The 24,593-nt window shown below is 67.9% G+C and carries 18 protein-coding genes; 6 read left to right on the top strand and 12 right to left on the bottom strand.

Features of this window, described 5'->3' with window-relative positions; genetic code table 11:
• Positions 1-54 precede the first annotated feature (54 nt).
• The gene (locus NL1_RS01285) at positions 55-1,002 is read right to left on the bottom strand and encodes an EamA family transporter (protein WP_067833149.1); all 948 of its coding nucleotides are present in this window, start codon (positions 1,000-1,002) and stop codon (positions 55-57) included.
• A gap of 124 nt (positions 1,003-1,126) precedes the next feature.
• Between NL1_RS01285 and NL1_RS01280 the strand changes: the two genes are divergently transcribed.
• From NL1_RS01280 to NL1_RS01270, 3 genes are all read left to right on the top strand, one after another.
• Positions 1,127-1,936 carry an S-methyl-5'-thioadenosine phosphorylase gene (locus tag NL1_RS01280; protein WP_067833146.1) on the top strand — a complete coding sequence of 270 codons (810 nt, stop codon included), beginning with the start codon at positions 1,127-1,129 and terminating at the stop codon, positions 1,934-1,936.
• Positions 1,937-2,008: 72 nt separating this feature from the next.
• Positions 2,009-3,040 carry an NAD-dependent epimerase/dehydratase family protein gene (locus NL1_RS01275; RefSeq protein ID WP_067833248.1) on the top strand — a complete coding sequence of 344 codons (1,032 nt, stop codon included), beginning with the start codon at positions 2,009-2,011 and terminating at the stop codon, positions 3,038-3,040.
• A 108-nt stretch (positions 3,041-3,148) separates the two neighbouring features.
• Entirely contained in the window at positions 3,149-3,709 is a 561-nt protein-coding gene (locus NL1_RS01270) for an NADPH-dependent FMN reductase (RefSeq protein WP_067833143.1), read from the top strand.
• A gap of 10 nt (positions 3,710-3,719) precedes the next feature.
• Here NL1_RS01270 and eccE read toward each other — a convergent pair whose 3' ends face one another.
• Positions 3,720-5,363, bottom strand: coding sequence for a type VII secretion protein EccE (eccE, locus tag NL1_RS01265; protein ID WP_067833140.1), 1,644 nt, complete (start codon positions 5,361-5,363; stop codon positions 3,720-3,722).
• 114 nt (positions 5,364-5,477) lie between these two features.
• On the opposite strand from eccE, the gene eccB reads away from it, so the two are divergent.
• Positions 5,478-6,968 (top strand): type VII secretion protein EccB, encoded by a 1,491-nt coding sequence (eccB, locus tag NL1_RS01260; RefSeq protein WP_067833137.1) that lies wholly within the window; start codon positions 5,478-5,480, stop codon positions 6,966-6,968.
• 12 nt (positions 6,969-6,980) lie between these two features.
• On the opposite strand, the gene NL1_RS01255 is transcribed toward eccB, so the two are convergent.
• From NL1_RS01255 to eccD, 3 genes are all read right to left on the bottom strand, one after another.
• Positions 6,981-7,739, bottom strand: coding sequence for a potassium channel family protein (locus tag NL1_RS01255; RefSeq protein ID WP_067833134.1), 759 nt, complete (start codon positions 7,737-7,739; stop codon positions 6,981-6,983).
• Between the two features lie 94 nt (positions 7,740-7,833).
• Positions 7,834-9,243, bottom strand: a complete 1,410-nt coding sequence (gene mycP, locus NL1_RS01250) for a type VII secretion-associated serine protease mycosin (RefSeq protein ID WP_245673034.1) — start codon at positions 9,241-9,243, stop codon at positions 7,834-7,836.
• Positions 9,240-10,706, bottom strand: a complete 1,467-nt coding sequence (eccD, locus tag NL1_RS01245; RefSeq protein ID WP_067833131.1) for a type VII secretion integral membrane protein EccD — start codon at positions 10,704-10,706, stop codon at positions 9,240-9,242. The genes mycP and eccD overlap by 4 nt, the downstream gene beginning before the upstream one ends.
• Positions 10,707-11,036: 330 nt before the next feature.
• On the opposite strand from eccD, the gene eccCa reads away from it, so the two are divergent.
• Together eccCa and NL1_RS01235 are read left to right on the top strand one after the other, a co-directional pair.
• Positions 11,037-15,080, top strand: a complete 4,044-nt coding sequence (gene eccCa, locus NL1_RS01240) for a type VII secretion protein EccCa (RefSeq protein ID WP_067833128.1) — start codon at positions 11,037-11,039, stop codon at positions 15,078-15,080.
• The gene (locus NL1_RS01235; RefSeq protein WP_067833125.1) at positions 15,059-16,522 is read left to right on the top strand and encodes a type VII secretion-associated protein; all 1,464 of its coding nucleotides are present in this window, start codon (positions 15,059-15,061) and stop codon (positions 16,520-16,522) included. Before eccCa ends, NL1_RS01235 begins: the two co-directional genes overlap by 22 nt.
• Before the next feature lie 191 nt (positions 16,523-16,713).
• Here NL1_RS01235 and NL1_RS01230 read toward each other — a convergent pair whose 3' ends face one another.
• The 7 genes from NL1_RS01230 to NL1_RS01200 all read right to left on the bottom strand — a co-directional run bounded on the left by NL1_RS01230 (position 16,714) and on the right by NL1_RS01200 (position 24,591).
• Positions 16,714-17,004 carry a WXG100 family type VII secretion target gene (locus NL1_RS01230; RefSeq protein ID WP_067833122.1) on the bottom strand — a complete coding sequence of 97 codons (291 nt, stop codon included), beginning with the start codon at positions 17,002-17,004 and terminating at the stop codon, positions 16,714-16,716.
• Between the two features lie 34 nt (positions 17,005-17,038).
• Entirely contained in the window at positions 17,039-17,374 is a 336-nt protein-coding gene (locus NL1_RS01225; RefSeq protein ID WP_067833119.1) for a WXG100 family type VII secretion target, read from the bottom strand.
• A 404-nt stretch (positions 17,375-17,778) separates the two neighbouring features.
• The gene (locus NL1_RS01220) at positions 17,779-19,425 is read right to left on the bottom strand and encodes a serine/threonine-protein kinase (protein WP_067833116.1); all 1,647 of its coding nucleotides are present in this window, start codon (positions 19,423-19,425) and stop codon (positions 17,779-17,781) included.
• Between the two features lie 168 nt (positions 19,426-19,593).
• Positions 19,594-20,811: a DUF7373 family lipoprotein gene (locus NL1_RS01215; protein WP_067833113.1), complete on the bottom strand. Its 1,218-nt coding sequence runs from the start codon at positions 20,809-20,811 to the stop codon at positions 19,594-19,596.
• Positions 20,812-20,882: 71 nt separating this feature from the next.
• Positions 20,883-22,082, bottom strand: coding sequence for a DUF7373 family lipoprotein (locus NL1_RS01210; RefSeq protein WP_422615825.1), 1,200 nt, complete (start codon positions 22,080-22,082; stop codon positions 20,883-20,885).
• 7 nt (positions 22,083-22,089) lie between these two features.
• Positions 22,090-23,298: a DUF7373 family lipoprotein gene (locus tag NL1_RS01205; RefSeq protein ID WP_067833108.1), complete on the bottom strand. Its 1,209-nt coding sequence runs from the start codon at positions 23,296-23,298 to the stop codon at positions 22,090-22,092.
• Between the two features lie 105 nt (positions 23,299-23,403).
• Positions 23,404-24,591, bottom strand: coding sequence for a DUF7373 family lipoprotein (locus NL1_RS01200; RefSeq protein ID WP_067833105.1), 1,188 nt, complete (start codon positions 24,589-24,591; stop codon positions 23,404-23,406).
• Positions 24,592-24,593 lie beyond the last annotated feature (2 nt).

Genomic DNA, 24,593 nt, shown 5'->3' with positions numbered 1-24,593 from the left:
CGGAAGATTCTCTCCATTAATACCCCCCTAGGGTACATCCGTTCCGGCGTGTTGTCAGGTCAGCGCGCGGCCGGGCGCGGTCTCCCCGCGCCGTGCCACGCGCTGATCGGCACCGTACCTGGCCAGCGCGATTCCACCTATTACGAGCAGTGCGCCGAACAACTGGATCGGCGCCACCGCCTCGCCGAGCAGCAGCCAGGAGAGCGCGACCGCGAACAGCACCTCGCTCAACAGGATCAGCGACATGAGCGTCGCCCCGATGCGCGCCGCGCCCGCCACACCGCAGAGGTAGGCCACCACGGTGCTGAGCAGAATCAGCAGCGCGAGGGCCACCCAGGCCGGGAGGTGGCGTTCGGCCATCGTGGCGGTGGCGCCGCCGAAGTGGATCGGCAGCACGGTCAGCGCGCCGAGCGTCCAACTGGTCGCCGCAGCCACGGTCAAGCCGGTGCCGAGCAGCACCACCGGGCGCAGGCTGTCCGACGTGCGCGCGGAAAGCAGGAAGAACGCGGCATTGCACAGCATGGACAGCGCCGCCCAGCCCAAGCCGGGCAGACTCAGCCCGCCCGCGTCGAAAACGTCGATCACCAGGGCGGCTCCGCAGAGCGCAACGGCCGCGCCGAGCAGGGTGGCGTCCGACGGCCTCCGCCCGCGCACCGCCCAGTCCCAGCCGATCACCGCGATGGGCGCGAGGAACTGGATCATCAGCGACACCCCGACTTGGAGGTACTCCAGCGACAGGAAGAACGTCGCCTGCACGCCCGCCACCGCGATCACGCCGAACGCGCCGATGGTGCGCAGATGACACACGCTGCCCCGCAGGCCTTCGGGTTCGGCGAGCGCGGCGAGCACGAGCATGACCACCGACGCTCCCGTCAGCCGCACGGCCAGCACCGCGCCGGGCGACCATTCCGCGGTGAGCACGGATTTCGCGAGCGGTCCGGAACTGGCGAATGCCAGACCGCTCGCCACGGTCAGCCAAACGCCCGCGCGCGCCACAACCACCTCCAGCTGGATCGATGAATCGTCCTATCATTGCCGACGCGGGCGAGTGGGCTCGATCACGTGTCGGTTCCCCGGGCCGGTCCCGGTTGCGCGGGAGGGATGGGCGGACGGAAGAATCGAGCCCATGAGTTCGCTTCCCCGGCCCGCCCTCGCCGTCATCGGCGGCAGTGGTTTCTACGATTTCTTCGACAACGACGCCACCCAGGTCGATGTCGACACGCCGTACGGCAAGCCCAGCGCGCCGATCGCGGTGGGTGAGGTCGAGGGACGGCCGGTGGCCTTCGTGCCCCGGCACGGCAAGCAGCACGAATACGCCCCGCACACGCTGCCGTACCAGGCCAACCTGTGGGCGCTGCGCTCGCTGGGCGTGCGACGGATCCTGGCGCCGTGCGCGGTGGGCAGCCTGCGCGCCGACTGGGGGCCCGGCACGGTCGCGGTGCCGGATCAGCTGGTCGACCGCACCTCCGGTCGTCCACAGACCTACTTCGACGGCGGCGGCGTGCACGTCTCCTTCGCCGATCCGTACTGCGAGGAATTGCGCCGCGCGGTGGTGAAGTCCGAGGTCGACGCCCTGCCACTGAAGGCGGGCGGCACCATGGTCGTGGTGCAGGGCCCGCGCTTCTCCACCCGCGCCGAGAGCCGCTGGTTCGCCGGTCAGGGCTGGGACCTGGTGAACATGACCGGTCACCCGGAGGCCGTGCTCGCCCGCGAGCTGGAAATGTGCTACGCCGCGGTCGCGTTGGTGACCGACCTGGACGCGGGACTGGAGGAGGGCTCCGGCGTGCACGCCGTCGACGTCTTCGCCGAGTTCAAGCGCAACCTGGCCCCGTTCAAGGAACTCGTCCGCGCCTCGGTGGCGGCGATCGACGGCACCGACACCTGCGATCGGTGCCGTGTCCATACCGGCGTGTCGCTGCCCTTCGCACTACCGTAACCGTATGCGACGGTGCGACGTTCGTGCCGCTATCGGCCGGGTTCCGGCCGCGGGCGGCGGGGTGTGGCTGCGATGAAAGTACTGCTCACCGGGGCCGCCGGATTCCTCGGATCGCACGTGCGCGGCGCGCTGACGGCCGCCGGGCACGAGGTGATCGCGCTCGACCTGATGCTCGGTGACGTGCACGGGCCCGGCGCCGAGCCGCCCGAGGGCGTCGTCAGGACGGATGTCAGAGACGCCGACGGGCTCGCGCCGCTGCTGCGCGGCGCGGACGCGGTCTGTCACCTGGCGGCCGTCACCGAGCCGAGCACGGAATCGGACTCCGGCATCGCCGCGTTCGCCACGCACAACGACCACGGCACCGCGATCCTGCTGGCGGCCATGAGCCAGGCCGGGGTACGGCGGCTGGTGCTCGCCTCGTCCGTCACCGTCTACGGCGAAGGTCGCTACCGCAGCGTGCGCGGCGGTCCGTTCTTCCCCGGCCTGCGCTCGCGCACCGACCTGGACCGCGGCATGTTCGACCACCGCGCGCCGCGCACCGGCGAGGTACTCACCTGGGAGCGCGTCGGCGAGGATGCGCCACTGCGGCCTCGCAGCTTCTACGCCGCGAGCAAGGCGGCCCAGGAACAGTACGCGCTGGCCTGGGGTCTGAGCACCGGAGCGGCGGTGACCGTGTTGCGCTACCACAACCTGTACGGCGCGGGCGCGCGCTCGGGTCTGGCCACCCGATTCCGTGCGGAACTGCACGCGGGGGAGGCGCCGCGGGTGTTCGAGGACGGCGGGCAGGTGCGCGATTTCGTGCACGTCCGCGATGCCGCCGCCGCGACGCGTGCCGCGGTGGAGCGCCAGCTGCCCGGCTTCGTTCCGCTCAACATCGCCTCCGGCCACCCGATCACGCTCTGGGAGGTCGCGTCCATCATGGCCAAGGCCCGCGGCGGTCCGTCGCCGATCGTGACCGGCCAGTACCGGATCGACGACGTGCGCCATTTCGTCGCCGACCCCGAACGAGCCAGGCGCACACTGGATTTCACCGCACAGGTGGTCCCGGCCGACGGGCTCGCCGAATTCGCGAGGGGCGCTGCGGAGGTGGCTGCCGCGGGCTGACGTTCGCGGCGTTCACCGTGCCCCGCCGGGCAGTGTTCCAGGGCCGTGGGGAGTGCGTGCGCGGCCACGCTCCGGCCGTGGGCGGCCCGCGTCCATTACGCTCGCCCGGTGGACACCCCGGTACGGCTCGAAATCATCGTGGCAAGTGTGCGCCCGGAGCGGTTCGCTCCGGTGGTCGCCGAGTGGTTCCTGCGCGTCGTCCGGGCCAGGCCCGAATTCGACACCGGCGTCATCGATCTCATCGACACGCCACTCCCGACGGATCTCACCGAGACCCCGGAAGCCCAGGCGTACCGGGACAGGCTGGCCGCTGCCGACGCCTTCGTCGCGATCACTTCGGAGTACAACCACGGCTACCCGGCCTCGCTCAAGACCGCGTTCGACACCGCGAAGCGCGAATGGCGCGCCAAGCCCATCGGTTTCGTCTCCTACGGCGGACTCTCCGGCGGCCTGCGCGCGGTGGAACAGCTCCGCCAGGTGGTCGCCGAGATCCACATGGTCTCCATCCGCGAAACCGTCAGCATCCACCAGGCCAAGCGGCAGTTCGACGCCACGGGCACGCCCACCGACGGCGCGGCGATCGACGCGAGCGAGCGTCTGCTCCGCCAATTGGACTGGTGGGCCCGGCATTTGCGGGCCGCGAGGGCAGCCGACCCCTACCCCGGCTGACGCCGGATCGTCACTGGGCGGCGACGGGCCTGCGCCCGCGCGGATGCCCGATGTAGGTGGCCTCGCGCGGAATCGAGACGAGGGTGAGGTCCACCTGCGCGGTTCCGGTGCGCAGCACCACGTGGTTGCCGATCGCGCCGGGCTGATGGACGGACAGGTCCGGCCGGGTCGCGGGCCAGCCCATCGGGTCGCCGGTCACATAGATCGTCGTGACACCGGCGTGCGGCGCAGGCGCGAGCACCCCGTCCACCACGGTCGCGGTGAAACCCGCGTCGGACTGGTGGGTTTCGACGGCGATGGCGAGGCGTTCCGGGTTGCCGATGGTCTGCACCAGGTTCTCCCAGGCGTGCGCCCGGTCGGTGCGGATCAGGATGCGCTCGCCGACGGCCAGCGCGCGGAACGCCAACTGCTGCGCCAGGTAGAGCTCGCCTGCCACGTAGACCGTCGAGATGCCGGTACCGATGATGCGGACGGCCACACCCTGGTTGTTCTCGTCGGAGCCGATGAGCTGTCCGCATCCGGAGGAGGGCAGGTGCAGCGCGCCGATCACGTCGATCGGGTACTCGGTCATCGGCACGGTGTCGTCGAGTCCCGGCACGGCCAGCGGCAGGTGCGCGAGCAGGCTGTCGCGGTGGCGCCCGTTCATCGACACCATGCCCGCGAGCTTGCCGCGCTCGGGCAGTTCGCGGGCGGTGAGCCGCCAAGCCGCGCCGATGCTCACCGATTCGGCGGAGCTGCCGGGGCGCAGTCGCACGGTGACGGTGGTGCCGCGCGAGGGCGCGACCCACAACTGCGCGAGCAGATCCGAGCCGAGCTGCTTCGGATCGACCGCGCTGCCGATGTTGACGGCGTTGCCGATCTCGGCGTAGCGCCAGCGGTGGGTCAGGGTGCGCGGATCGAAGCCCGCGGTGATCTGCAGGACGGCCTTGCGGATCTCGGGGGCGGTGAGGATGCGCGCGCTGCAGTCGGCGTCCTCGAGCGCGCGCATGATGCGTTGCGTCGCAATGGTTACCGCGCGCGAGGCACCCTCGCTCCCGCCGCCGCGGCGCGCCGCGGCGTCCGGGCTGGCGATCGCGTCGAAGCTGATCGCCAGCCAGACGGCCCGGTGCGCGGTGGCAGGCAGCGGGCCGAGCAGCGATTCGTAGATCTTGCCCGCCGGTGTGCCCGCGCGGCTGCGGTGTCCGTGGCTGATGATGTCGATGCCGCTGAGCAGGATGTCGTGCTGGGTGAGGCACGCGGCGAGTTCCGGGAGCGGCAGCAGGTGCGAGGCGAGCACCGTGCTGCTGGAGATGCGGGTCAACCCGCCCTTGGGCGGCAGCACCTCGACCACCGTCACCACGCGGGTGCCGTCCCAGTACAGCCCGAGCGAGCGATCGTCGGGTCCGCGGAAGTCGACGGTGTCGCCGATTTCGTAGTCGCGGCGGGTGAGATAGCGCCACCAGGTCGTGATCCAGTCCAGCACTGTGCGTTTGGCGATCGGGATCAGCGGAAGCAGGCCGACGACCACGGCGACGGCGAGCGTTGGCCACCCGCCGAGGCCTGCCACCAGTGCGATCACCGCGGCGATCAGGCCGATCACCTGTGCGATCACCAGATTCGGCAGCGAGATGCGACCAAGCAGCGGGCGCGAACCCGCCCCTGTGGCTTCGGCCATCAGCGTCCCCCAAAAAGTACCCGGTATCGACCGTTTCCACCGGCCGAGCTGAACAAGAGTCCCAGCGAACTGTACTGTGTTCCGCGAACGTGAGCACTGTTCGGGGGAGGAACCATGCCTTCAAAACCCACCACTCGCTGGCAGGTGAGCGGCTACCGCTTCCTGGTACGGCGGATGGAGCACGCGCTGGTGCGCCGGGATGTGCGCATGCTGCACGATCCCATGCGCTCCCAATCCCGGGCGTTCGCGGCCGGTCTGGTCCTGGCTTGCGTGGTGCTCGCCGGTTGCGGCATCCTCGCGCTGCTCCGCCCGCAGGACAAGATCGGTCAGAACGTGCTGCTGATCGGCAAGGAGTCCGGCGGCGTCTACGTGATGATCGACGGCGTCGTGCATCCGGCGCTGAACCTGGCCTCGGCGCGCCTCGCGTCCGGTGAATCGGGCAAGGCCGTCATCGTCAAGGAGTCCGAGCTCGGCAAGAAGCCGCGCGGCCAGCTGATCGGAATCCCCGGCGCGCCAGCGGCTTTGCGCTACGACAAGGACGGCAAGGGCCGGGCCTGGACGGTCTGCGACGTGATGAAGGTCGACGGTTCCAAAGACCTCACCACCACCGTCCTGGCAGGCGATCCCGAACTCGGCGAGAAGGCCTCGGTGCTGCCCGCCGACCGCGCGCTGCTGGTGAAGGTGAAGGAGCAGGCGTACCTGGTCTACAACGAGACCCGCGCCCGCGTGGACATGAGCGATCGCAGGGTGACCGACGCGCTCGGCATCACCGGCGCCACGCCGCGCCCCGTCAGCGAGGGCCTGCTCAACGCGATTCCCGAAGTGCCGCAGATCATTCCGCCGAAGATCAACGATCCCGGCGCGGCCGTGAGCTATCAGGTCGGCGGGCACCGCGTCGGCGACGTGGTGCAGGTGGCCACCGAGCCGGACCAGGACTACGTGGTGCTGCAGGACGGACTGCAGCCGGTCTCGCAGCTGACCGCCGACATCATCCGCAACACCCACCGTCCGTCGCCTGGCAGCACCGTCATCGATCAGACCGATCGGGTGAGCGCGCCGGTGGCAGGCTCGCTCGCGGTGGACACCTACCCGGAGGCGCAGCCGACCGTGGTCGAGGTCAAGGACCGCCCGATCAGTTGCCTTTCCTGGAAACCGATTCCGGCCGCCGCGGACAACAAGGACGGCGGCAGGGCCGCCGAGCTCTCGGTGATCACCGGCGTCGCGCTGCCGATGCCGGACAAGGCGAAGGCGGTCCCGCTGGCCCAGGCCGACGGATCGGGGCCGAACGCCGACTCGGTGTACGTGCCGCCGGGTACCGGTGCGTTCGTCCAGACCACCGGCATCGAACCCGACAGCAGGCGTAAGGATTCCCTCTTCTACGTCGCCGACACCGGCGTGCGCTACGGCATCAAGAACGCCGACGCGCAGAAGGCGCTCGGCATGGACGCCGAAGCCGGGGTGAAACCCGAGCCCGCGCCGTGGCCGATCGTGGGTCTGCTCGCGAACGGCCCCACGCTCGGGCGCGAAGAGGCGATGGTCGCGCACGACGGTGTCGCGCCCGATCCGTCACCGGCTTCGAAGCCCGTCGGCAACCAACAGAAGTAGTCGAGAGGCAGGTCAGCGCCGCTCGGCTTCGCGAGGCGCGGTGCTTTCGCGCAGCGTGGCGACTTCGTTTCGGAGCGCGCGGACTTCGTCGAGCAGGACGGAGATCTCGCGATCGGTGCGCTCGGCGCTGGCCTCCACCGTCTTCAGCTGATCGATGACCCAGCTCGTGGTGGTGCCGATCGCGAAGCTGATCAGGCCGATGCCGAAGGTCATCAGGATCAGTGAGATCAAGCGGCCCTCGGTGGTCACCGGATAGACGTCGCCGTAGCCGACGGTGGTCACCGAGACCGCGGACCACCACAGGGCGTCGCCGAAGTCGGTGATCTTGCTGTCGGCCACGCCGTACTCGGCGTCGAAGAACGCCAGGCTGCACAGCAGCAGGATCAGCGCCGAACTGGCGCCGACGAACACCGAGAGCCGGGCCCGCGTGACGGTGTTGCGGTTCAACGTGTCCAACAGCAGCAGCGCCGCGCGCAACAGCCGCAGCGGCCGGAACGGCGGCAGCACCACGATCAGCAACTCCAGCGGACGACGCCGCACGAACCGCCACCGATTCGTCGACAGCCACAGCCGCACCGCGAAGTCCCCCGCGAACATCGCCCAGATCAGCACGTCCACGCCGGTCAGCCAGGAGTCCAGCTGCGGCGAGGCGCCCGTGTCGAGCACATGCCACGCGTACACCCCGAGGAAGGTCACCGCCAACGCCATCATCGGAACATTGGTGGCGCGCTCCCACGCCTGCCTGCGGGTCGGTTGTCGCGAATCGGTCATGGAACTACCTACGTGCCTGGTGGAAAGTCCACGCCCTCCGGCGCGAACTTTCGCAGACACTACGCGAGACCGTCCGCCCCGCGGGCGACGGCGGTTACATGTCTTCCGAGGTGACGCCGAAGCGGCGGCGGATCGGGAACGACGCGAGGTAGCCGAGGATCAACCCGGCCGCGATGATGCCGGTGCCGATCAGCGCGACGTTGCGCGCGGTGTCGTCCGGCGGTGGCGGCGGCGCGGGCACCGCGAGCTGCTCGCTCGTTGGCGGTGTCGGCCGCTTCGGCGGCAGCTTGTCGGGCACCGCGTTGGTCAACGCCGCGATCGGGTCGACCGCGCCGTAGCCGACGTACTGGTTCCAGCCTTCGGCGGGCGCGTGCGCGGTGGCCTGAATGCGCCGGATGACATCGCGCGCACTCATTTCCGGGAAGCGAGCCCGCACCAACGCGACGACGCCGGAGACCAGCGGTGTGGCGAAGCTGGTGCCGCTGATCGGGTTCTGCTGTCCGCGCTGATCGACCGCGCCGATGGCGGTGCCGTCGCCGCGCGGGTTGAGCGAGACCATGTTCTCGCCGGTCGCGGCCACACTCAACCACGGGCCGGGCACCGTGAACTTGGACGGTGCGCCGTTCTGGTCGATCGAGCCGACCGAGAGCGCGTAGTCGTCCCAGCGCGCCGGGCTGACGTTGACCTGGACATTGCTCCACGGATCGGACGTCGGGTCGAGCGGGTCGATCACCTTGTTCACCGGCTTGCACTGCTCGGTGTCGTTGTTGCCCGCGGCGGCGACCACGACGACATTGCTGTCGAGCGCGTACTGCAGCGCGGCGCCGATCGAGCCGTCGACCTCGTTCGACGAGCCGCACCACACCTCGGAGATGTTGATGACGGTCGCGCCCTTGTCCACCGCGCGCACGATCGCCGACGCCATGGTGGCGAGGGTGCCGTAGCCGTCGGGCAGGTCGTCGGGGCCCTTGTTCCTGGAAGCGCCTTCGCGCTGATACATCTTGCTGGTCTGGCGGATGCTGATGATGCGCGCTTCGGGCGCCACCCCGGCGAATCCCTGGCCGTCGACCTGGGAGGCCGCGATCAGCCCGGCGACGAATGTGCCGTGGCCGTCACAGTCTTCGGTGCCGTCGCCGCCCGCGGCCACGAAATCGCCGCCCGCCTCCATGCCGGGCAGCCGCGGATGGTGCGCCACGCCGGTGTCGATGACCGCCACCACCTGGCCTGCGCCCTTGGAGAACTTCCAGGCGTGCTCGAGATCCAGCGCGCGCTGCGCAACCGGGATGGTCGGCCCGTCGCCGCCGGTCACGATGTCGGCGCAGTTGGAGTTCGGCGGGCGTTCGGTCTTCTCCGGCGGCGCCGCGGGATCGCCCGCGGGTCGCAGCGCCGGATTCACCGCGGGCGGCCGATCGGCCTGGGCGACACCGTGTCCGGAGCCGACGCCGAAGGACGCGGAAAGGCCGAGCGTCACCGCGACGGCGGCAACGCGCAAGTGCGCGTTCACAGCCCGCGGACGAGGGAGTAGAGCGACGCCACCCAGAACACCAGCGGCAGCACCGCGGCGACGAACGCGTACTCGAGCAGCTCGACGCCGCGGCGCATCGGCGGCGTCGCCGACTGGTTCGGGATGATGATGCCCAGGATCAGCGCCGCCACCAGGATCAGCATCGCCGCACCGAAGACGGCCAGCGGCATGTCCATCGCGAAACCGGCGCCCACCAACATGATCAGCACGATCGATGCGCCACCGGCGATCAGCACGACAGCCTGCTCGGCGCCCGCGTAGGTGCGGCTGCGGAACATCAGCACCGCCGCGCAGACCAGCGCCAGCGCGATGCCCTGCCAGTACGGATCACCGGACTCCGGGTCGGTGGCGGTGAGCGCGCCTGCGACGGTGACCAGCGTGGTCGCGGCGACCAGACCCGCGAGGTACATACGGGCCCGTTCCGACTTCACCCGCAGCGCATCCATGGTGGGCAGCGCGCGGTGGTCGTCCGGGTCGTCCTCGGTCGGGTCGATCGGGGTGCCGGGCGAAGGCACCGGCGGCAGCGGCAGTTTGGCCAGCAGCATCGAAACCCGCGGCGACAGTGAAAGACCCGCGAGACCGAGCGCGGCGGCCACCGCGCCGATGGCCTTCAGCGGCTGATCGGTGAGCAGCCCGACCAAGGCGGCGGGTACCGCGTATACCGCGAGCGTGGCCGCGCCGATGAACAGCGCGAGACCGACGCCGGTGACGCGCCATGCCAGAATCGCGGTGGCCCCCACCAGCACCGATCCCAGCAGGATGTGCGCCCAGCCGTAATGATCAGGCACATAAAGCATTCCGGCGGTGAGCGCGGCCGGCAGCGCGCAGCCACCGAGGACGAGTGCGGTCGCGGTGTCGCCGTACATCCGGCTCAGCACCATGCCCGCGACGACGAGCAGGATCGCCACCGATAGCGCGATCGAACCGCTGACCCACTCCGGTAGCTCCTCCGGCGCGAGCAACAGGCCGAGGCAGCCGACGATCATCGTGAGAGCGGCCAGGATCGAGCCGGTGATCCGCGCGGTCTTCGGTGTCCAGCTGCGGTAGTGATCGGTGTCCGCGATCGCGACGTTGTACATGATGTCGTCGAACAGCGGTGTCGGCGCGGTGTGCGAAGCGCTCTCCAGCATCAGGAGTTCGCCGTCGCGCACACCGTGTTCGCCGAGGCTGAGCGAGTTGGAGAACGGCGGGTGGCCGATTCTGGCAAGCACCCACTCGGCGGGCTCGAAGCGCTCGCCTTCGTTGTCGAAATCGTTGGTGCGGCTGTGCTGAGCGACCATGTCGACGACGCTCGGAATGACCAGCGCGACCGGCACGTCGACCGGGATCGCCATGTCCACCTGAGTGTGCTTGGCCAGAATCGTCACCCGAGCCAGGTCCGGCGCACGGACGATACCGCGCGAGGAGTCTTCGTCGATGTGGTCAAGTCGCGCGTGCGTCAAACTTCCCCCAACCTGGTGTTCTACCTCGATTTTCCGCTGAGCCGTCGCGCTGGGGGGCGAGCTTGCGACCCTGACGTCGGGGCAGCAGAATGCAGGTCGAACTGTACGACATGTCGGCGGCGGCCTCTACACTGAGCCCGAAGTCGCAGCATGTGAAGAGGGGGAATTCTCGTCCGATGAGCGAACGCAGTGAGCGAATCATGTGCCAGTGCGCCTCGCGCATGCCGAAGCCGAGCGTCAGCGAGGCGCAGGCATGAGCGAACGCAGTGAGCGATTCATGTGCCTGTTCGGGGTGCGTATGCCGAAGCCGAGCGTCAGTGGGGCGCAGGCATGAGCACCGTTCGGTTCCAGCGCCGTGCTCGTCGGGAGATGCCGCGGACCCCGGGTGGCGAGGTCACCCTGCAGCCGCCGCCCGAAATCCCCAGGGTGACACCGGGCAATCTGCTGATGAAGCTGATGCCCGTCGTGATGATCATCGGCATGGTCGGCATGATGGCGCTGCTGTTCACGCAGGGCGGCGGCATCGCGTCGAACCCGATGAGCATGATGTTCCCGGTCATGATGCTGTTCTCGATGGTCGGCATGTTCGCGGGCCAGGGCGGCGGCAAGGGACAGAAGGCCGCTGAGGCGAACGAGGATCGCAAGGACTACCTGCGATACCTGGACCAGGTGCGCAAGGACGTCGACGAGACCGCCAAACAGCAACGCTCCTCGGTGGAATGGAGCCACCCGGAGCCCGGGCTGATCTGGATGCTCGCGGGCACCAGCCGCATGTGGGAGCGCCGCGCGGGGGACAAGGACTTCTGCCACGCTCGCATCGGCATCGGCGGGCAGCGCCTGGCCACCCGGCTCGTCGCGCCGGAGACCGGCCCGGTCGAGGAGCTGGAACCGATCGCGGCGGTGTCGCTGCGCCGCTTCGTGCGCGCCCACTCGACGGTGCCCGACCTGCCGACCGCGATCGCGGTGAAGGGCTTCGCGACCATCGCGCTGGACGGCGACCGCGCCGAGGCGCGCGACATGGTGCGCGCGATGTTGTTGCAGCTGTGCATGTTCCAGGGCCCGGACCAAGTGCTCGTCGCCGTCGTCTGCGGCCCGGACACCGCGCGCGAGTGGGAGTGGACCAAGTGGCTGCCACACACCCAGCATCCCGACGCCCAGGACGGCATCGGCACCCAGCGCATGTTCTACGGCTCGATCCGGGAGGCCACCGCGGGTCTGCATCCGCTGCTGGCCAACCGCGTCCGCTACTCGCGTAACCAGCCGGCGAACGCCGGTCTCGTGCAGCTCATCATCGTGGTCGACGGCGGTCTGCTGGAGGCCGAGGACGACCAGCTGCGCGAATCCGGCTACGAGGGCGTCACCATCATCGACCTGTGCGGATACGCACCGCGGCTGGCGGTTTCGCGCGGCATCAAGATGGTCGTCGAGAACGGCGAATGTGTCGGCCGTGGCGCCACCGGCAACCAGGAGCGGTTCGCGCTCATCGACCGGATCAGCGCGCACGAGGCGCAGCAGGCCGCGCGCCGGCTCGCGCCGTATCGCGCCGCCACCCAGCGCAGCAGTGACGTGGAAACCGAAGACACCGAGGTCATCTCGAGCTGGGCGCAATTGATGAGCCTCGGCGACATCGGCTCGTTCAACCCGGAGAGCGCGTGGCGGCCCCGCTACGGCCGGGAACGCCTGCGCGTCGCGTTCGGCCTCGACGCCGCGGGACTGCCGATCGAACTCGACATCAAGGAAGCCGCCGAGAACGGCATGGGACCGCACGGCCTGTGCATCGGCGCGACCGGCTCTGGTAAGTCCGAGTTCCTGCGCACCCTGGTGCTCAGCCTGCTGGCCACCCACTCGCCCGACCAGCTCAACCTGGTGCTCGTCGACTTCAAGGGTGGTGCGACCTTCCTCGGTCTGGACGGCGTGCCGCACGTCGCGGCTGTCATCACGAACCTCGAAGACGAAGCCGACCTCGTCGACCGTATGAAGGACGCGCTGGCCGGCGAGATGAACCGTCGCCAGGAAGTGCTGCGCCAAGCGGGCAACTTCGCCAACGTCTCGGAGTACGAGAAGGCTCGCGCGGCGGGCGCCGACCTGGACCCGCTGCCCGCGCTTTTCGTGGTGCTCGACGAGTTCTCCGAACTGCTCACTCAGCACCCCGATTTCGCCGAGTTGTTCGTGATGATCGGTCGCCTCGGCCGCTCGCTGCACGTGCACCTGCTGCTCGCCTCGCAGCGCCTGGAAGAGGGCAAGCTGAAGGGCCTTGAGAGCCACCTGTCCTACCGGATCGGTCTGAAGACGTTCTCCGCCAACGAATCCCGTCAGGTGCTCGGCGTGCCCGACGCTTACAACCTGCCCAACAGCCCCGGTGGCGGTTACCTGAAGTCCGACTCCGGTGAGATCCAGCGCTTCCAGGCCTCCTACGTCTCCGGCCCATACGTCGGCGGCGGCTCGCAGCGCGAGGTAACCCAGGCCGGTGTCGCGGGCGGCGAGATCGACGTGAAGGCGCGGGCTTTCACCGCCCATCACGTGGACTTCCGCCCCATCGACCGGGTGCCGCTGCCCACCCAGGCCGGTCACGAGCCGGAGGAGCACCGCACCGAAGAGGGCGAGCAGATCTCGAACGTCAACATGCTCGTCTCGCGCATCCGCGGGCACGGCCGTCCGGCGCACGAGATCTGGCTGCCGCCGCTGGAGGAGGCGTCGTCGCTGGATCAGCTCATTCCGCGCTCGATCCTCACCGGCGAATACTCGGCTGTGGCGACCCTGCGCGCGCCGATCGGCATCGTCGACCGCCCGTACGACCAGCGCCGCGATCCCTTGGTCGTGGATCTCTCCGGTTCCCGAGGCAACGTCGCGGTGGTCGGCGGTCCGCAGTCCGGTAAGTCGACCGCGCTGCGCACAATGATCATGGCGATGTCCATGACGCACACCGCCGAGCAGGTGCAGTTCTACTGCCTCGATTTCGGTGGCGGTACCTTGGCCAGCCTGGAGGGGCTGCCGCACGTCGGTTCGGTGGCAAGCCGTTTGGACGAGGACAAGGTCCGGCGCACCATCGCCGAGATGACCACCATCGTCCGCCAGCGCGAGGCCCGCTTCCGCCAGCTCGGTATCGAGTCGATGGCGGAGTTCCGCCGCCTGCGTTCGATGGATCCGTCCAGCAGCCCCGCCGCCGCGGGCGCGCATGACGACCCGTTCGGCGACGTCTTCCTGGTGATCGACGGCTTCGGCTCGATCCGCCAGGATTTCGATCCGCTCGAGCAGCCGATCATGAACCTTGCGGTGCAAGGCCTTTCGTATGGTGTGCACGTCATCATCGCGCTGGCCCGCTGGGCCGAGGCCCGTCCCGCACTCAAGGACCAGATCGGTACCCGCATCGAGCTGCGGCTCGGTGACCCGATGGACTCCGACCTCGGCCGCAAGTTCGCGGCGCTGGTCCCGATGGGCCGCCCCGGCCGCGGTATGACGCCGGACTGCCTGCACATGCTGACCGGTCTGCCGCGCATCGACGGCAGCGCCGACCCGACCACGCTCGGCCAGGCTGTCGCCGACGCCGTCGCGACCATCGCGCGCCTGACCCCGGGCAGGCACGCGCCCGCCGCGCGCATGCTGCCCGAGGTGCTGCCGCGCGAACAGCTGCTGCACCTGGCCGGGAATTGGCCCTCGCAGCTCAACGCGGGCGTCAAGAACATGCGAATCCCCCTCGGCATCAACGAATCCGAGCTCGCGCCGGTCTACATCGACTTCAACGAGAGCCCGCACTTCGTCATCATCGGCGACACCGAGTCGGGCAAGACGACGCTGCTGCGCTCGATCATCGAGGGCATCGCCGCCAGCAACTCGCCGAACGAGGCCCGCTTCATCCTCGGCGACTACCGGCGCACCATGCTCGGCCTGGTGCCCGACGGCTACCTCGCCGGATACGGTTCCACCGCACCGCAGTTCACGCAGAACATGACCGACCTGGCCGCCTACGTGGCCCAGCGCACGCCGGGCCCGGACGTCACGCCGCAGCAGCTGCGCGAAAGGTCCTGGTGGAGCGGACCGGAACTGTATGTGATCGTCGACGACTACGACCTGGTGGCCACCTCCATGGGCAACCCGGTCTCGGCCCTCGTCGAACACCTCCCGCACGCCCGCGATCTCGGCTTCCACCTGATCGTCGCGCGCCGCGCGGGCGGCGCCAGCCGGGCCATGTACGAGGCCACCATGGCGCGCATGAAGGATCTCGGTTCGGCCGGTCTGATCATGAGCTGCCCGAAGGACGAGGGCGTGCTGATGGGCACGGTCCGGCCGAGCCCGCTGCCGCCGGGCCGCGGTACGTTCATCACCCGTAGCGCGCAGGGGCTGATCCAGCTGGCATGGATGCCGGCGGCCGAGTGATGTCGACGGTCGACCTGGTCCTGACGGATACCCGCATCTGGGCGCGCGGCCCGGCCACGCACTGGGACGCGCCGCCCTCGGTGGTGTTGGGCAGCAACGGAAATCTGATCGTCGGCGAGTCACTGAACCCGCCGACCCAGGTCAGCTCCGCGGTCCAATTCGTGCCCGCGGAGCGCATCGCGCTGCTGCCGCGCGTCCCCGGTGTCCCGGAGTCGTTGGCCGCGGTCTTCGGCACGGCGTTGGAGAACCTCGGCGTCGGCGTCCCCTGCGAACGCATCACCCTCGTCTGCCCGACGGAATGGGGCGGCCGCCGCCGCGCCCTGCTGGACACCGCCGCGCGCCGCTTCGCGCACGACGTGGCGTTCGAGGACATGGCCGCGCGCGCGGTCGCCGCCGATGAGGGCACCTCGCGCAGCCGCCGCACCGTCGTGCTGGAATTCGGCGCGATCAGCACCACCGCCACCGCGGTGACGCGCAGCCACCTCGGCGTGAACGTCGAATCCTGCGAGCACGAACCGAATCTCGCCTTCGCCGACCTCGGTGCCGACCAGCGAGCAATCGACACCCTGGCCGCTCTGATCACCCGCCTCCTCGACGGCCGCCCGGCGGATGTCGTTCAGGCCGTGGGCGCTTCCGATCCGGCCAAGCTCGACCTCATCGGCGCCGTGATGCAACAAACCTGCGGCCCCGACGCCGAACTGCGCCCGGTCTCCGGGGGCGAACTCGTGCGAGGGGCGAACCAGGAACCGGAGTACCGCCCCGAGGCAGCCCCGGCCCTGCCCTCCAACGAATGGCTGCAGCCGCTGCGCGAACGTGCAGCCGCCCAGGCGCCGGATCGTCCCATCGCCAAATACGTCCTCGCGGGCGTCGCCGCGGTAGCCGTGGTGGCCGCGGTCGTCGTCGGCGGCATCGTCGTGTCGGGCGGTTCCGGCGAGCCCGCAGCCGCGGCCCAGCCGTCCACCACGGCACCGCCCGCACCGACGACCGTCAAGCCCATCCCGGGGCCGCCCCCGACGGACTCGCCAGGACCGCAGGAAACCGTGGGCCGCATCCGTTTCAAGGTGCCCGACGGCTGGCGCCTCGCGCCACCATCCGGCCAAAGCAGCCGCGTCGACCTATCCCCGCAGGACGGCGCCCGCTTCCGCATGACCCTCATCCAAACCCCGGTCGCCCCCGACGCCGGCTACGAACAGATCGCCGCCAACCTCGAAGCCCAGATGAAACAGAAGCCTTCCATGGGCGACCTCCGCCGCGACGTGGTCTTCGGCGGCCGCTCCGGCCTCGCTTACGTTGAACGGCCGGAAGGTTCCACGGTGCAGTGGCATGTGCTGGTGGAGCATGGAATCCAGGTCAGCATCGGCTGCCAGTATGTGGGCAACGGGTGGGATGGATTCGAGCCGACTTGTGAGAACTTCGCGTCGACGGTGCATGTGGTTCCTTGAGTGCGTTGCTCCGCCCTGTCTATTGCGGCGTAGTGCCGCCGACGTGTCGGGGTCAGAGCTGATAGCACGGTGGCGGGAGAGTGTTGTCGGGGACAGTGGCTTCGGCTGACTCAATTCTTCGTGTGGCACAAATAATTCGGGCCCCCAGCAAAGGCTGGGGGCCCGAATTGTTCGAGTCGATCCGGTCGAACTCAGAAGAGGTTCGCGAGCGCGGAGTCGGTGCCCTGCAGCTCGGAGTTACCGGAGCTGACGAGCTGACCCGCTCCGACCAGGGTGGTGTTCAACTGGTCGACGTTCTGGTCCCAGGTGCGCTGCATCTGAGCGAACGCCTCGTTCGTCGCACCCTTCCAGTTGGTGGTGACGAACTCTTCGACCTTCTTGTGGAACTGCACCAGCTCGTCGCGAATGCCTTCGGCACGCTTGATGATCTGGCGGGCACCGTCCTCGACGCCACCGAAATTAGCGGAGATTTGCTGCGACATAATTCAGGCTCCTTTGTTTCCGAGTGTTGGCCGATTAGACCGCGGGCAGGTCCAGGCTGGAAACCTGAGCCTGAACCTTCGAGGCGAAGTCGGTGTCCTGATCGGCGAACGACGAACCCGCCTTGATGAGCTTCTCCGAAGTCTCCATCAGCTTGTCGTTCAGCTTGTCGGCCTGGAAGTAGTAGCGCTCCATGAATGCGTTGAACGCATCACGGGCCTGGCCCTTCCAGTTGGCGCCGTTGGTGACGGCGTCCTCATCGGCCTTCAGCGTCCGGATGGCCGCCATCAGGTTGCTGTGCTGCTCCTGAAACTCCTTCGCCTTCTGGGCGATCAGCTCGGGGCTAGCATCGAGATTGCCTGCTTCCGCCATTGCGGCTCCTCCTGTGTGTGTACTTGGTCAACGTTGCAGGTGCCCAGCTGACCTGTTCATCTGATTGGACGCGCCGCGGGTCCGATCGGTTCCCACCCTGTGTAAAGAATTTTGGTGGATCGTTCCCTGCGCATCGTCACGCGTTATCGACTGGCCGCACCGTGGACGGAGGGCCTTGATGAGATCCCCCCGGACATCTCGGACCGCGGTGCCGTCACGTCGGTCGCCGCCAGCGCTCTCTCCCCTCCTTCCCCCTGCTCGGTACCACCTGAACCGGCGAGTGGGCTGGCTGGGATCACCCTACCCAATGGGTTCTGATAGCGCTAGCAGGCTCGGTGACGGGAATGCCGAAACATCGCGTGTCCGAGCAAGTGTGGCACGGCCGGATGACCAGCGAAGATCGACTAGCTGGTAACGGTCTTCGCGATGATCGGAACCATCTTGTCGACGAGGACGGAGGTGGACTGGTCGGTCCATACTTGGAAGGCCTGGACCGTCGCGAGATCGTCCACGACGACGATCTTCGCCCGGCTGTTCATGACGGCGCTCGGCAGACCACGGAGTCCGCCGTTGCCTGCCTCGCTGTCCGTGCGCAGCACGATGACGACCTCGGAATCGATGTCGATCGAGTACCCGGACGACGAGAGCGGCCGAGGAGACTTCTCGTCGCCTACCGCCTTGTACTTGTCGCTGTAACGGAAGCCGATGTCCTGCAGAAACTTCGCCTGCGAACTGGGGTTCAGCACAGCCGACAGGGCGGCGTCCCCGTAGTTGAACGCGATCACGGATTTTCCGCTGAACTGGGGGTTGTCCTGGCGAACCGCGGCCAGCTGATCGCCGGTCGCGCCGGCGTCGGGCCTGGTGAGGAAGAAGGTGCCGGTAGCGACGGCGATAGCCGCCACCAAGGCGACGATTCCCGGCACGAGAAGCTTACGAAGGCGGGAACTGCCCGGCTGGTGACCATTCCGCGCGGTCGCCACGTTGCTCTGATCGGTTGCGTCCGGGCCCGGTCCGAAAGTCGCCATCGGCGCCCGTGTTTCGGTCGAATACGTCGGCATCGTGGGTGCGGTGTATGCGCGCGGGTCCGTGCCGTGTGTCGGGTGTGGCGCGGTGTAGGCCCGTGGGTCCGTGCCGTGTGTCAGGTGTGGCGCGGTGTAGGCGCGCGGGTCCGTCAGATGCGCGGGCCCGGGTGCTCGGAACTGCGGCGCGCCGAAGAGCGCGGCCTCGGCGTCTTGGACGAACTCGCGGCAGGTCGCGTAGCGGTGGGCCGGATCCTTTGCCAGTACCTTTTCGATGACCCCGTCGAGCGCGGCCGGGAGGCCGGGACGGGCGGCGCTCAGTTTCGGAGGAGCCTCGTGCAGATGTCCCATCATGACCACGGCGGGCATGGTCGATGGGTAAGGATTCTGTCCGGTGAGCAGTCGATAGAACGCGCAGCCGAGGCTGTAGATATCGGAGCGGTGGTCCAGCCTGTCGCCGACGAGCTGCTCGGGCGAGGCGTAGGCAACCGTGGCCATGAAATTGCCTGTCGCCGTGAGGTCTTGGCCATCCTCGGCGGACTTGGCCACGCCGAAGTCGGTCAGCAGGACCCGCTCCTCGTCGCCCTCGTCCGCGGCCGAGAGCAAGAAGTTGGCGGGCTTCACATCGCGGTGCAGGAGTCCGCGCCGGTGCGCGTAGTCGAGACCTTTGCCGACTTCGGAGATGATGCGCAGCGCGCGCTGCGGCGTCATGACCGATGGCCCCTTCTTCGCCTCCTCGGCCGCGTCGGTGCCATCGACGTACTGCATGGCGATCCAGAGCTGGCCGGTCTCTTCGCCGCGGTTGTAGACGGCGACGATGTTGGGATGGTCCAGCCCAGCCGCAAGATTCGCTTCTCGTTCGAATCGGGCGCGGAATTCGTCGTCGGTGGAGAGCTCGGCACTCAGAACTTTCAACGCGTCACGGCGGGGCAGGATGGGATTCTGCGCGAGGTAGACGGTGCCCATGCCGCCGCTGCCGAGTGTCTGGATCACCCGGTAACCACCCACGACTGCGCCGGGCCGCAACGCCATTCGTTCCTCCTCCACGATGCCGAACGCCCGGACACACGAGCCTTCCGCAGAAATCTAGCAAGCCTGGTGCTGGTATTCGACTCTCGTCACGATCCCCGGCGGCACGGTGGCGACGATGCGCGGCCAGCCGCCGGGTTTGCCGATGACGTGGTTGCAACCCGGCACGGATCAGTTGTGAGTCAGCAGGGCGTATTGCGCGGAGATGATCTGATGCACGTCTTGCAGCTGTTTGCCATACGCCTGCACGGTGTACCGATCGACCTGTAGCACGCAGAAATTCATCGGTGTCAGGGTCGACCCCTCCTTGGGAGCTTCCGAATAGCACTCGGCTCGGTCACCGACCCCGCGGGGCGCGGAGAGCAGTACTTCATCCGATTCCAAGTGCTTCGAAGGCTGCCAGACCTCCCATAGGACCTCTGCGCCCTTGCGGGTACGACTGCGGAACACGACCGCGTCGCCGAAGGATACGAGATCCACTTCGGCCCTGCCGAACTCATCGAGAAGGTCCGTGCCGCTGATCAGCGTCGCAGCGCCGCGACCGCTGTATGTGCCATCCGGTTCGGCGCGGTGCGGCCTCTCGGGATGGCTCGGCAGCGTGCGTCCGAGCAATCCTTCAGGGTCGAGCGGGATCCGGGACAACTCGGTAGCGGGAGTCGGCTTGAACTTCGCGAGCAGCGGGATCTGCACGTCCAACATGCGCTCGACATGCCCGACGAGGGAAGACAGATCGGGTGCCGTGGTGTCGTCCGCGACCTTTATGAAGATCACATACCGGTCGTGCACGGTCCAGGAGCCGATCGACGACACGCCTGGCCGCCAATGTGCGGTTGTATCAGGATGTTTCGTGATCTGAACGGGCTCGTTGTCACGGTTATACGTGAAGTCGTCGTGTTCGAGCTCCGGGCCGACGGCCTTTGCGATGTTCGCGTCCGGGAACATCAGTACCGCAATGTTCATCGTTCGGCGGGGTGCGTCCGGCCCACCGCCGGTGGACCAGGAGTTGACCCACCCCGCGACGAGGTCCTTGGCGACGTCATCGAAGGTGTCGTTGATGACCAGGCTGCCCAATGCCTTCCGGTTCAGCACGATGTGCGGCTGGATGAACCAAGCGTCCACGACGTAGGCCGGGTCGGCTTCGAAGGGCAGTGCGACGTAGTCGGCGAGCCGCTGCGCCTCCCGGGCACGGGCCTGCCTCTCGTTCTTGGCGGTGCCGATGACCTTGGGTTCGGTCTGGTAGTTACCGACGTCGAGCTTGGACAGGTCCGCCTGCACGCGGGTGGGTGTGCCGGACACCTGGGAACCGCAGGCACCGACTCCGGCGGCAAGGGCCCCGCAGGTCAGCATGGCCACGGCGGCGCGAACCACTGATCTCACGACGACGTGCACGCCGCCCCCTTCCCCTGGATGGTTTTGCGGGGAGCCACGGCGCTGCGGCGATCTCTGTCTGCGCGCATCGCCTACTCCCCGCTCGCCAGAATCTTGTACTGCGCGGCGACGCGCTGGTACACGTGCTGCGGATTGTCGCCGCTGATTTCGGCGACATACCGGTCATAGGCGAAATAGCATTGTGGCGGGTACCGGCTGCTGGAGTCCTTCGGATTTCGACGGTCGAAGCATTGGACGCCCGGCATGTTCGGCGGACTGTCGATCGCCTTGTACTTGCTGGAGTCTTGTCCGTTGAGAGCGGCTATCAATCGTTCACTACTCGCGAAATCGCGGGTGCGATAGAGGTTGCCTCCGGAGACGCCGACCAGATCGACACCTGCGTCGGCGTAAGCCGCCTTCACGAGGTTGGGCTGGTAGGCAGCGTGCAGCCATGCCTGCCTCGTGAGCACCATCGAGGGATCGGTATTCGCGGTGAACTGGCTCTTGTCTTCCAGCGGCAGCGTGCGCCGCAGCATCCCGTCGACGTCGATAGGAAGAGAGTTGAGCTGATCCAGCGGCGTCGGTGTGTAGTTCTTCAACCCGTCGAGCATCTTTGTGAAGGCGCGCTGCGCCAGCTCCGAGAGCGGCGCGGGGTCCGCGGGCTCACTGACCGGATCCTCTACTCGCACCATCAACAACAAAGCATCCTGGGCCAGCAAGGCTTCCAAGCGGCGCTTTCCGAGTGACCACTTGCCTCGGGCGCTAGAAAATCCGGGGATGGCCACTCGGTCGCCGGGCGCGTTCTCGTCCAGCCTGTCGGCGATCCGGTCGGCCGCCGCGCGGGCCTGATCGGCGGTCTCGAACCGCAGGGTGTGCATATCGAGTGCGCGGCCGAGCGCGATCCCCTGGCGACGCTGTCCGCGCGTGTACCAGCCGGCCACGAAACCGGGTGCCATGCTGTTGAATTCGTCGGGTGTGTTGGCGCCGTTGATATCGCGCGGGATGAAATCGGGGGTAAGGCGCCGGTCGATGTAGATCGTCGTCTTGAACGCGAATTTGCCATCGACATCCGCGGCCAGCGGCACCACGGCGCCGATGCGCGCCGCTTCGAGCAAACGTCCACTCTTATCGGTCCGTGCTTTTTCCGGGTCGCGTGGAGTCGTTGGATAGTTCCCTGAATCAAGCTGGGAGACATCATATTTCGACGCATTCGACGGTCCCTGGTCGCTGCCACAACCTACGGAGGCAACAAGTGTGATAGCCAGGACGCACAGTATGGGGCGAATTCTCATGGCGCACTCACTCACTCTTCGCAAGGATCGCGTACTGAGCGGCGGCCCGCTGGTACAGCGGTGTCGCGGACCTCGAGGTGACGGAAAAGCGGGTGACCACCACGGCGACATATCGTCCGTAGACCACCCCGCACAGCGCGTCGAAAAGCCGGACGGCATCCGAACTCTCGAGCCGCAGGCACCGGACGTCGGGAAGTCCGGGCGGCGGTGGAAGTTCCTCGTCGTTCCGGCCCGCTTCGAGCAGAGCCGTTTGCAGCCGGAAGGCGGCCTCCAAGTCGCGAGTTCGATAGACGATCCCGCCGCGGCGCCCGATCAGGTCGACACCGCTCTCGTCCAAGGCCGTTCGCACTTTCGCGGGATTGCGTTCGAAGTGCAGTTCCCCTGAAGGCTCGTAGGCGCCGAAGTCGATTTCGCCGGTGAACGGGTCGCTGTAGTCCGGCGCTTCTGGAAGGGCGCGGCGCATGATGCTGTCCGGGTCGGCGGGGATATCGAGAATGTCGTCCAGCGGAATAGATTTCATCTGGTCGATACGCGCGACCTGCAAAGTGATGGTTCGGCGAATGACATCGGCGAGCGCGCTTTGGTTCGGCTGCGGCACACCCGCGTTGACCATGATGACGTATGGACCGTGGGCGATGAACGAAATCCCGGTGATGTCGTCGGCGGACGAGGTCAGTGCACCGGGGTGGCCGTCGATCGGTACCGCGTGGCGTCCGGGATCCGAATTCGTGATCTGGTCGAACTCGACGGCTGCCTTCCTGCTCGCCGCCTCGGTCGGGAATCGCAGCGCCGAGATGATCAGCTTCTTCCGGCTTCGTAGATTGCCATTTGTTCGGGAGACATAGGCACCTGCGACGAGATTGTTGTCCGCCGCGGCGGGTTTGTACTTCGCCGGAAAAGTGTTCGACTCGACGAGCCATTCGGCGTTCCAGAAGAACTCGATGTCACCGAGAAGATCGATCTCGGGGTCGACCTCGTAGGAATGCACGAGGTAGTTGAGCATCCGGCGGGCCTCGATGGTCCGAATGTTGCTGACGCCCCCTGACAGGTCCTGCTCGTACTCGGTGGGCTCCGGTTTGTACGGCCCGGTCTTCAGATCGGCGACGTTCACCGGTGTCATGCCCGGCCCCGGGTTACCCGCGATGGTCGACGAACAGCTAACGCACGCCATCGTTGCCGTCGTCAGCACGGCGACCAGACCACCTCGGAATCTCATGCTTCCCCCTTACCCCGGATGTCGGCGAGGCTCGCACGACTCAGCCATCACCAACACGCTGCATACCCGCCCCCGTCGATCGTTTACTTCCCGCCGGATCCTACGTCAACCTGCCGAACCGTGTGCCAGCAGCAGGTATTGGGCGCTCGCCCGTTGCGCGAGATCTTGCGGTTGATGCGCGGTGACTTCGGCGACGTAGCGGTCGTAGGAGAAGTAGCAGCGGTGTTCCAGGATGATGCGGGCGCTCTGCGGCGGACCTGGGTCTTCGCGGAAGCATCGAGTGTCGGGTAGGCCGGGTGGACCCGCGATGGGGTCGTAGCCGGGTGGAACCTGCGCGGCGAGTGCGGCGGTGAGTCGGGCCGCGCCCGCGGAGTCGCCCGCGCGGTAGACACGCGTGCCCGCGTATGCGATCAGGTCGACGGCCGCGTCTTCGAAGGCGCGGCGGGTGAGGTCGGGGCGGCTTTCCAGATGTAGGGCCGTGGGCACCGTGTATACGCCGGTCACGTCATCGAGGGTGCCAGGACGTTCCGCCGCGAGAGTGCGGGCGAGCAGGTCGTCGACGGGTGTGTCGGCGAGGTCGTTGATCGGGGTCGGGGTGAAGCCGTCCAGCAGCTCGAACTGGCGGTCGAAGAGCTTCTTGGCGACCGTAAGCAGCGGCGCCGGGTCCGGCGGGGTGGCGAGACCGTCGGAGACGAAGGCCCACAGCAGGTAGTCGCCCTGAGCGGTCCACGACTGCACCGAATCGTAGGTGCTGAGATAGGTTCGGCCCGTGGGGTACCCGGGGATTTCCAGGGTCTGTTTGGGCGGATACTTCTCGATTCCCTTGTCCGCCAGCACATGCATGGCATGGGTGGCCTGCTCGGGTGTGGTAAATCTCAGTAGCGCGACGCTGACGTCGAGTCCGAGGTTGCGACTCACGCGGCGGGAACCACCGGTGTGCCACCCGGCGACCAGTCCGGGCACCTGCTCGCCGAAGTTCTCCAGGTTGCTGATCCCGCTGCCTCGGTACGGTGGGTTTCGGGCGGTGTAATGGTGGCCCGCGAAGTTGGTGCGGCCGTAGACGAGTCGGCTGTCGAGATCCATGGGCAGCGGGACGAGACCGCCGAGCCGGATGGATTCCCTGACCGCACCGCTGTCGGCGGTGCGCAGCGCGGACAAGTCCCGAGGCGCGGATGGGTAGTTGCCGGGATCGAGGGCGGCGGTGTCGACGCTCGCGCTGGGCTCGGAGCCGCAGCCGGCGGTGAGCGCGAGTAGCGCCGCGAGGCAGGCGAATGCGATACGGGAACGTGGCATCG

Source organism: Nocardia lijiangensis NBRC 108240 (assembly GCF_001613045.1).
In the GTDB taxonomy this organism is placed as follows: Bacteria; Actinomycetota; Actinomycetes; order Mycobacteriales; family Mycobacteriaceae; genus Nocardia; species Nocardia lijiangensis.
The sequence above is the reverse complement of the archived record's forward strand: the minus strand, read 5'-3'. Positions and strand labels throughout refer to the sequence as shown.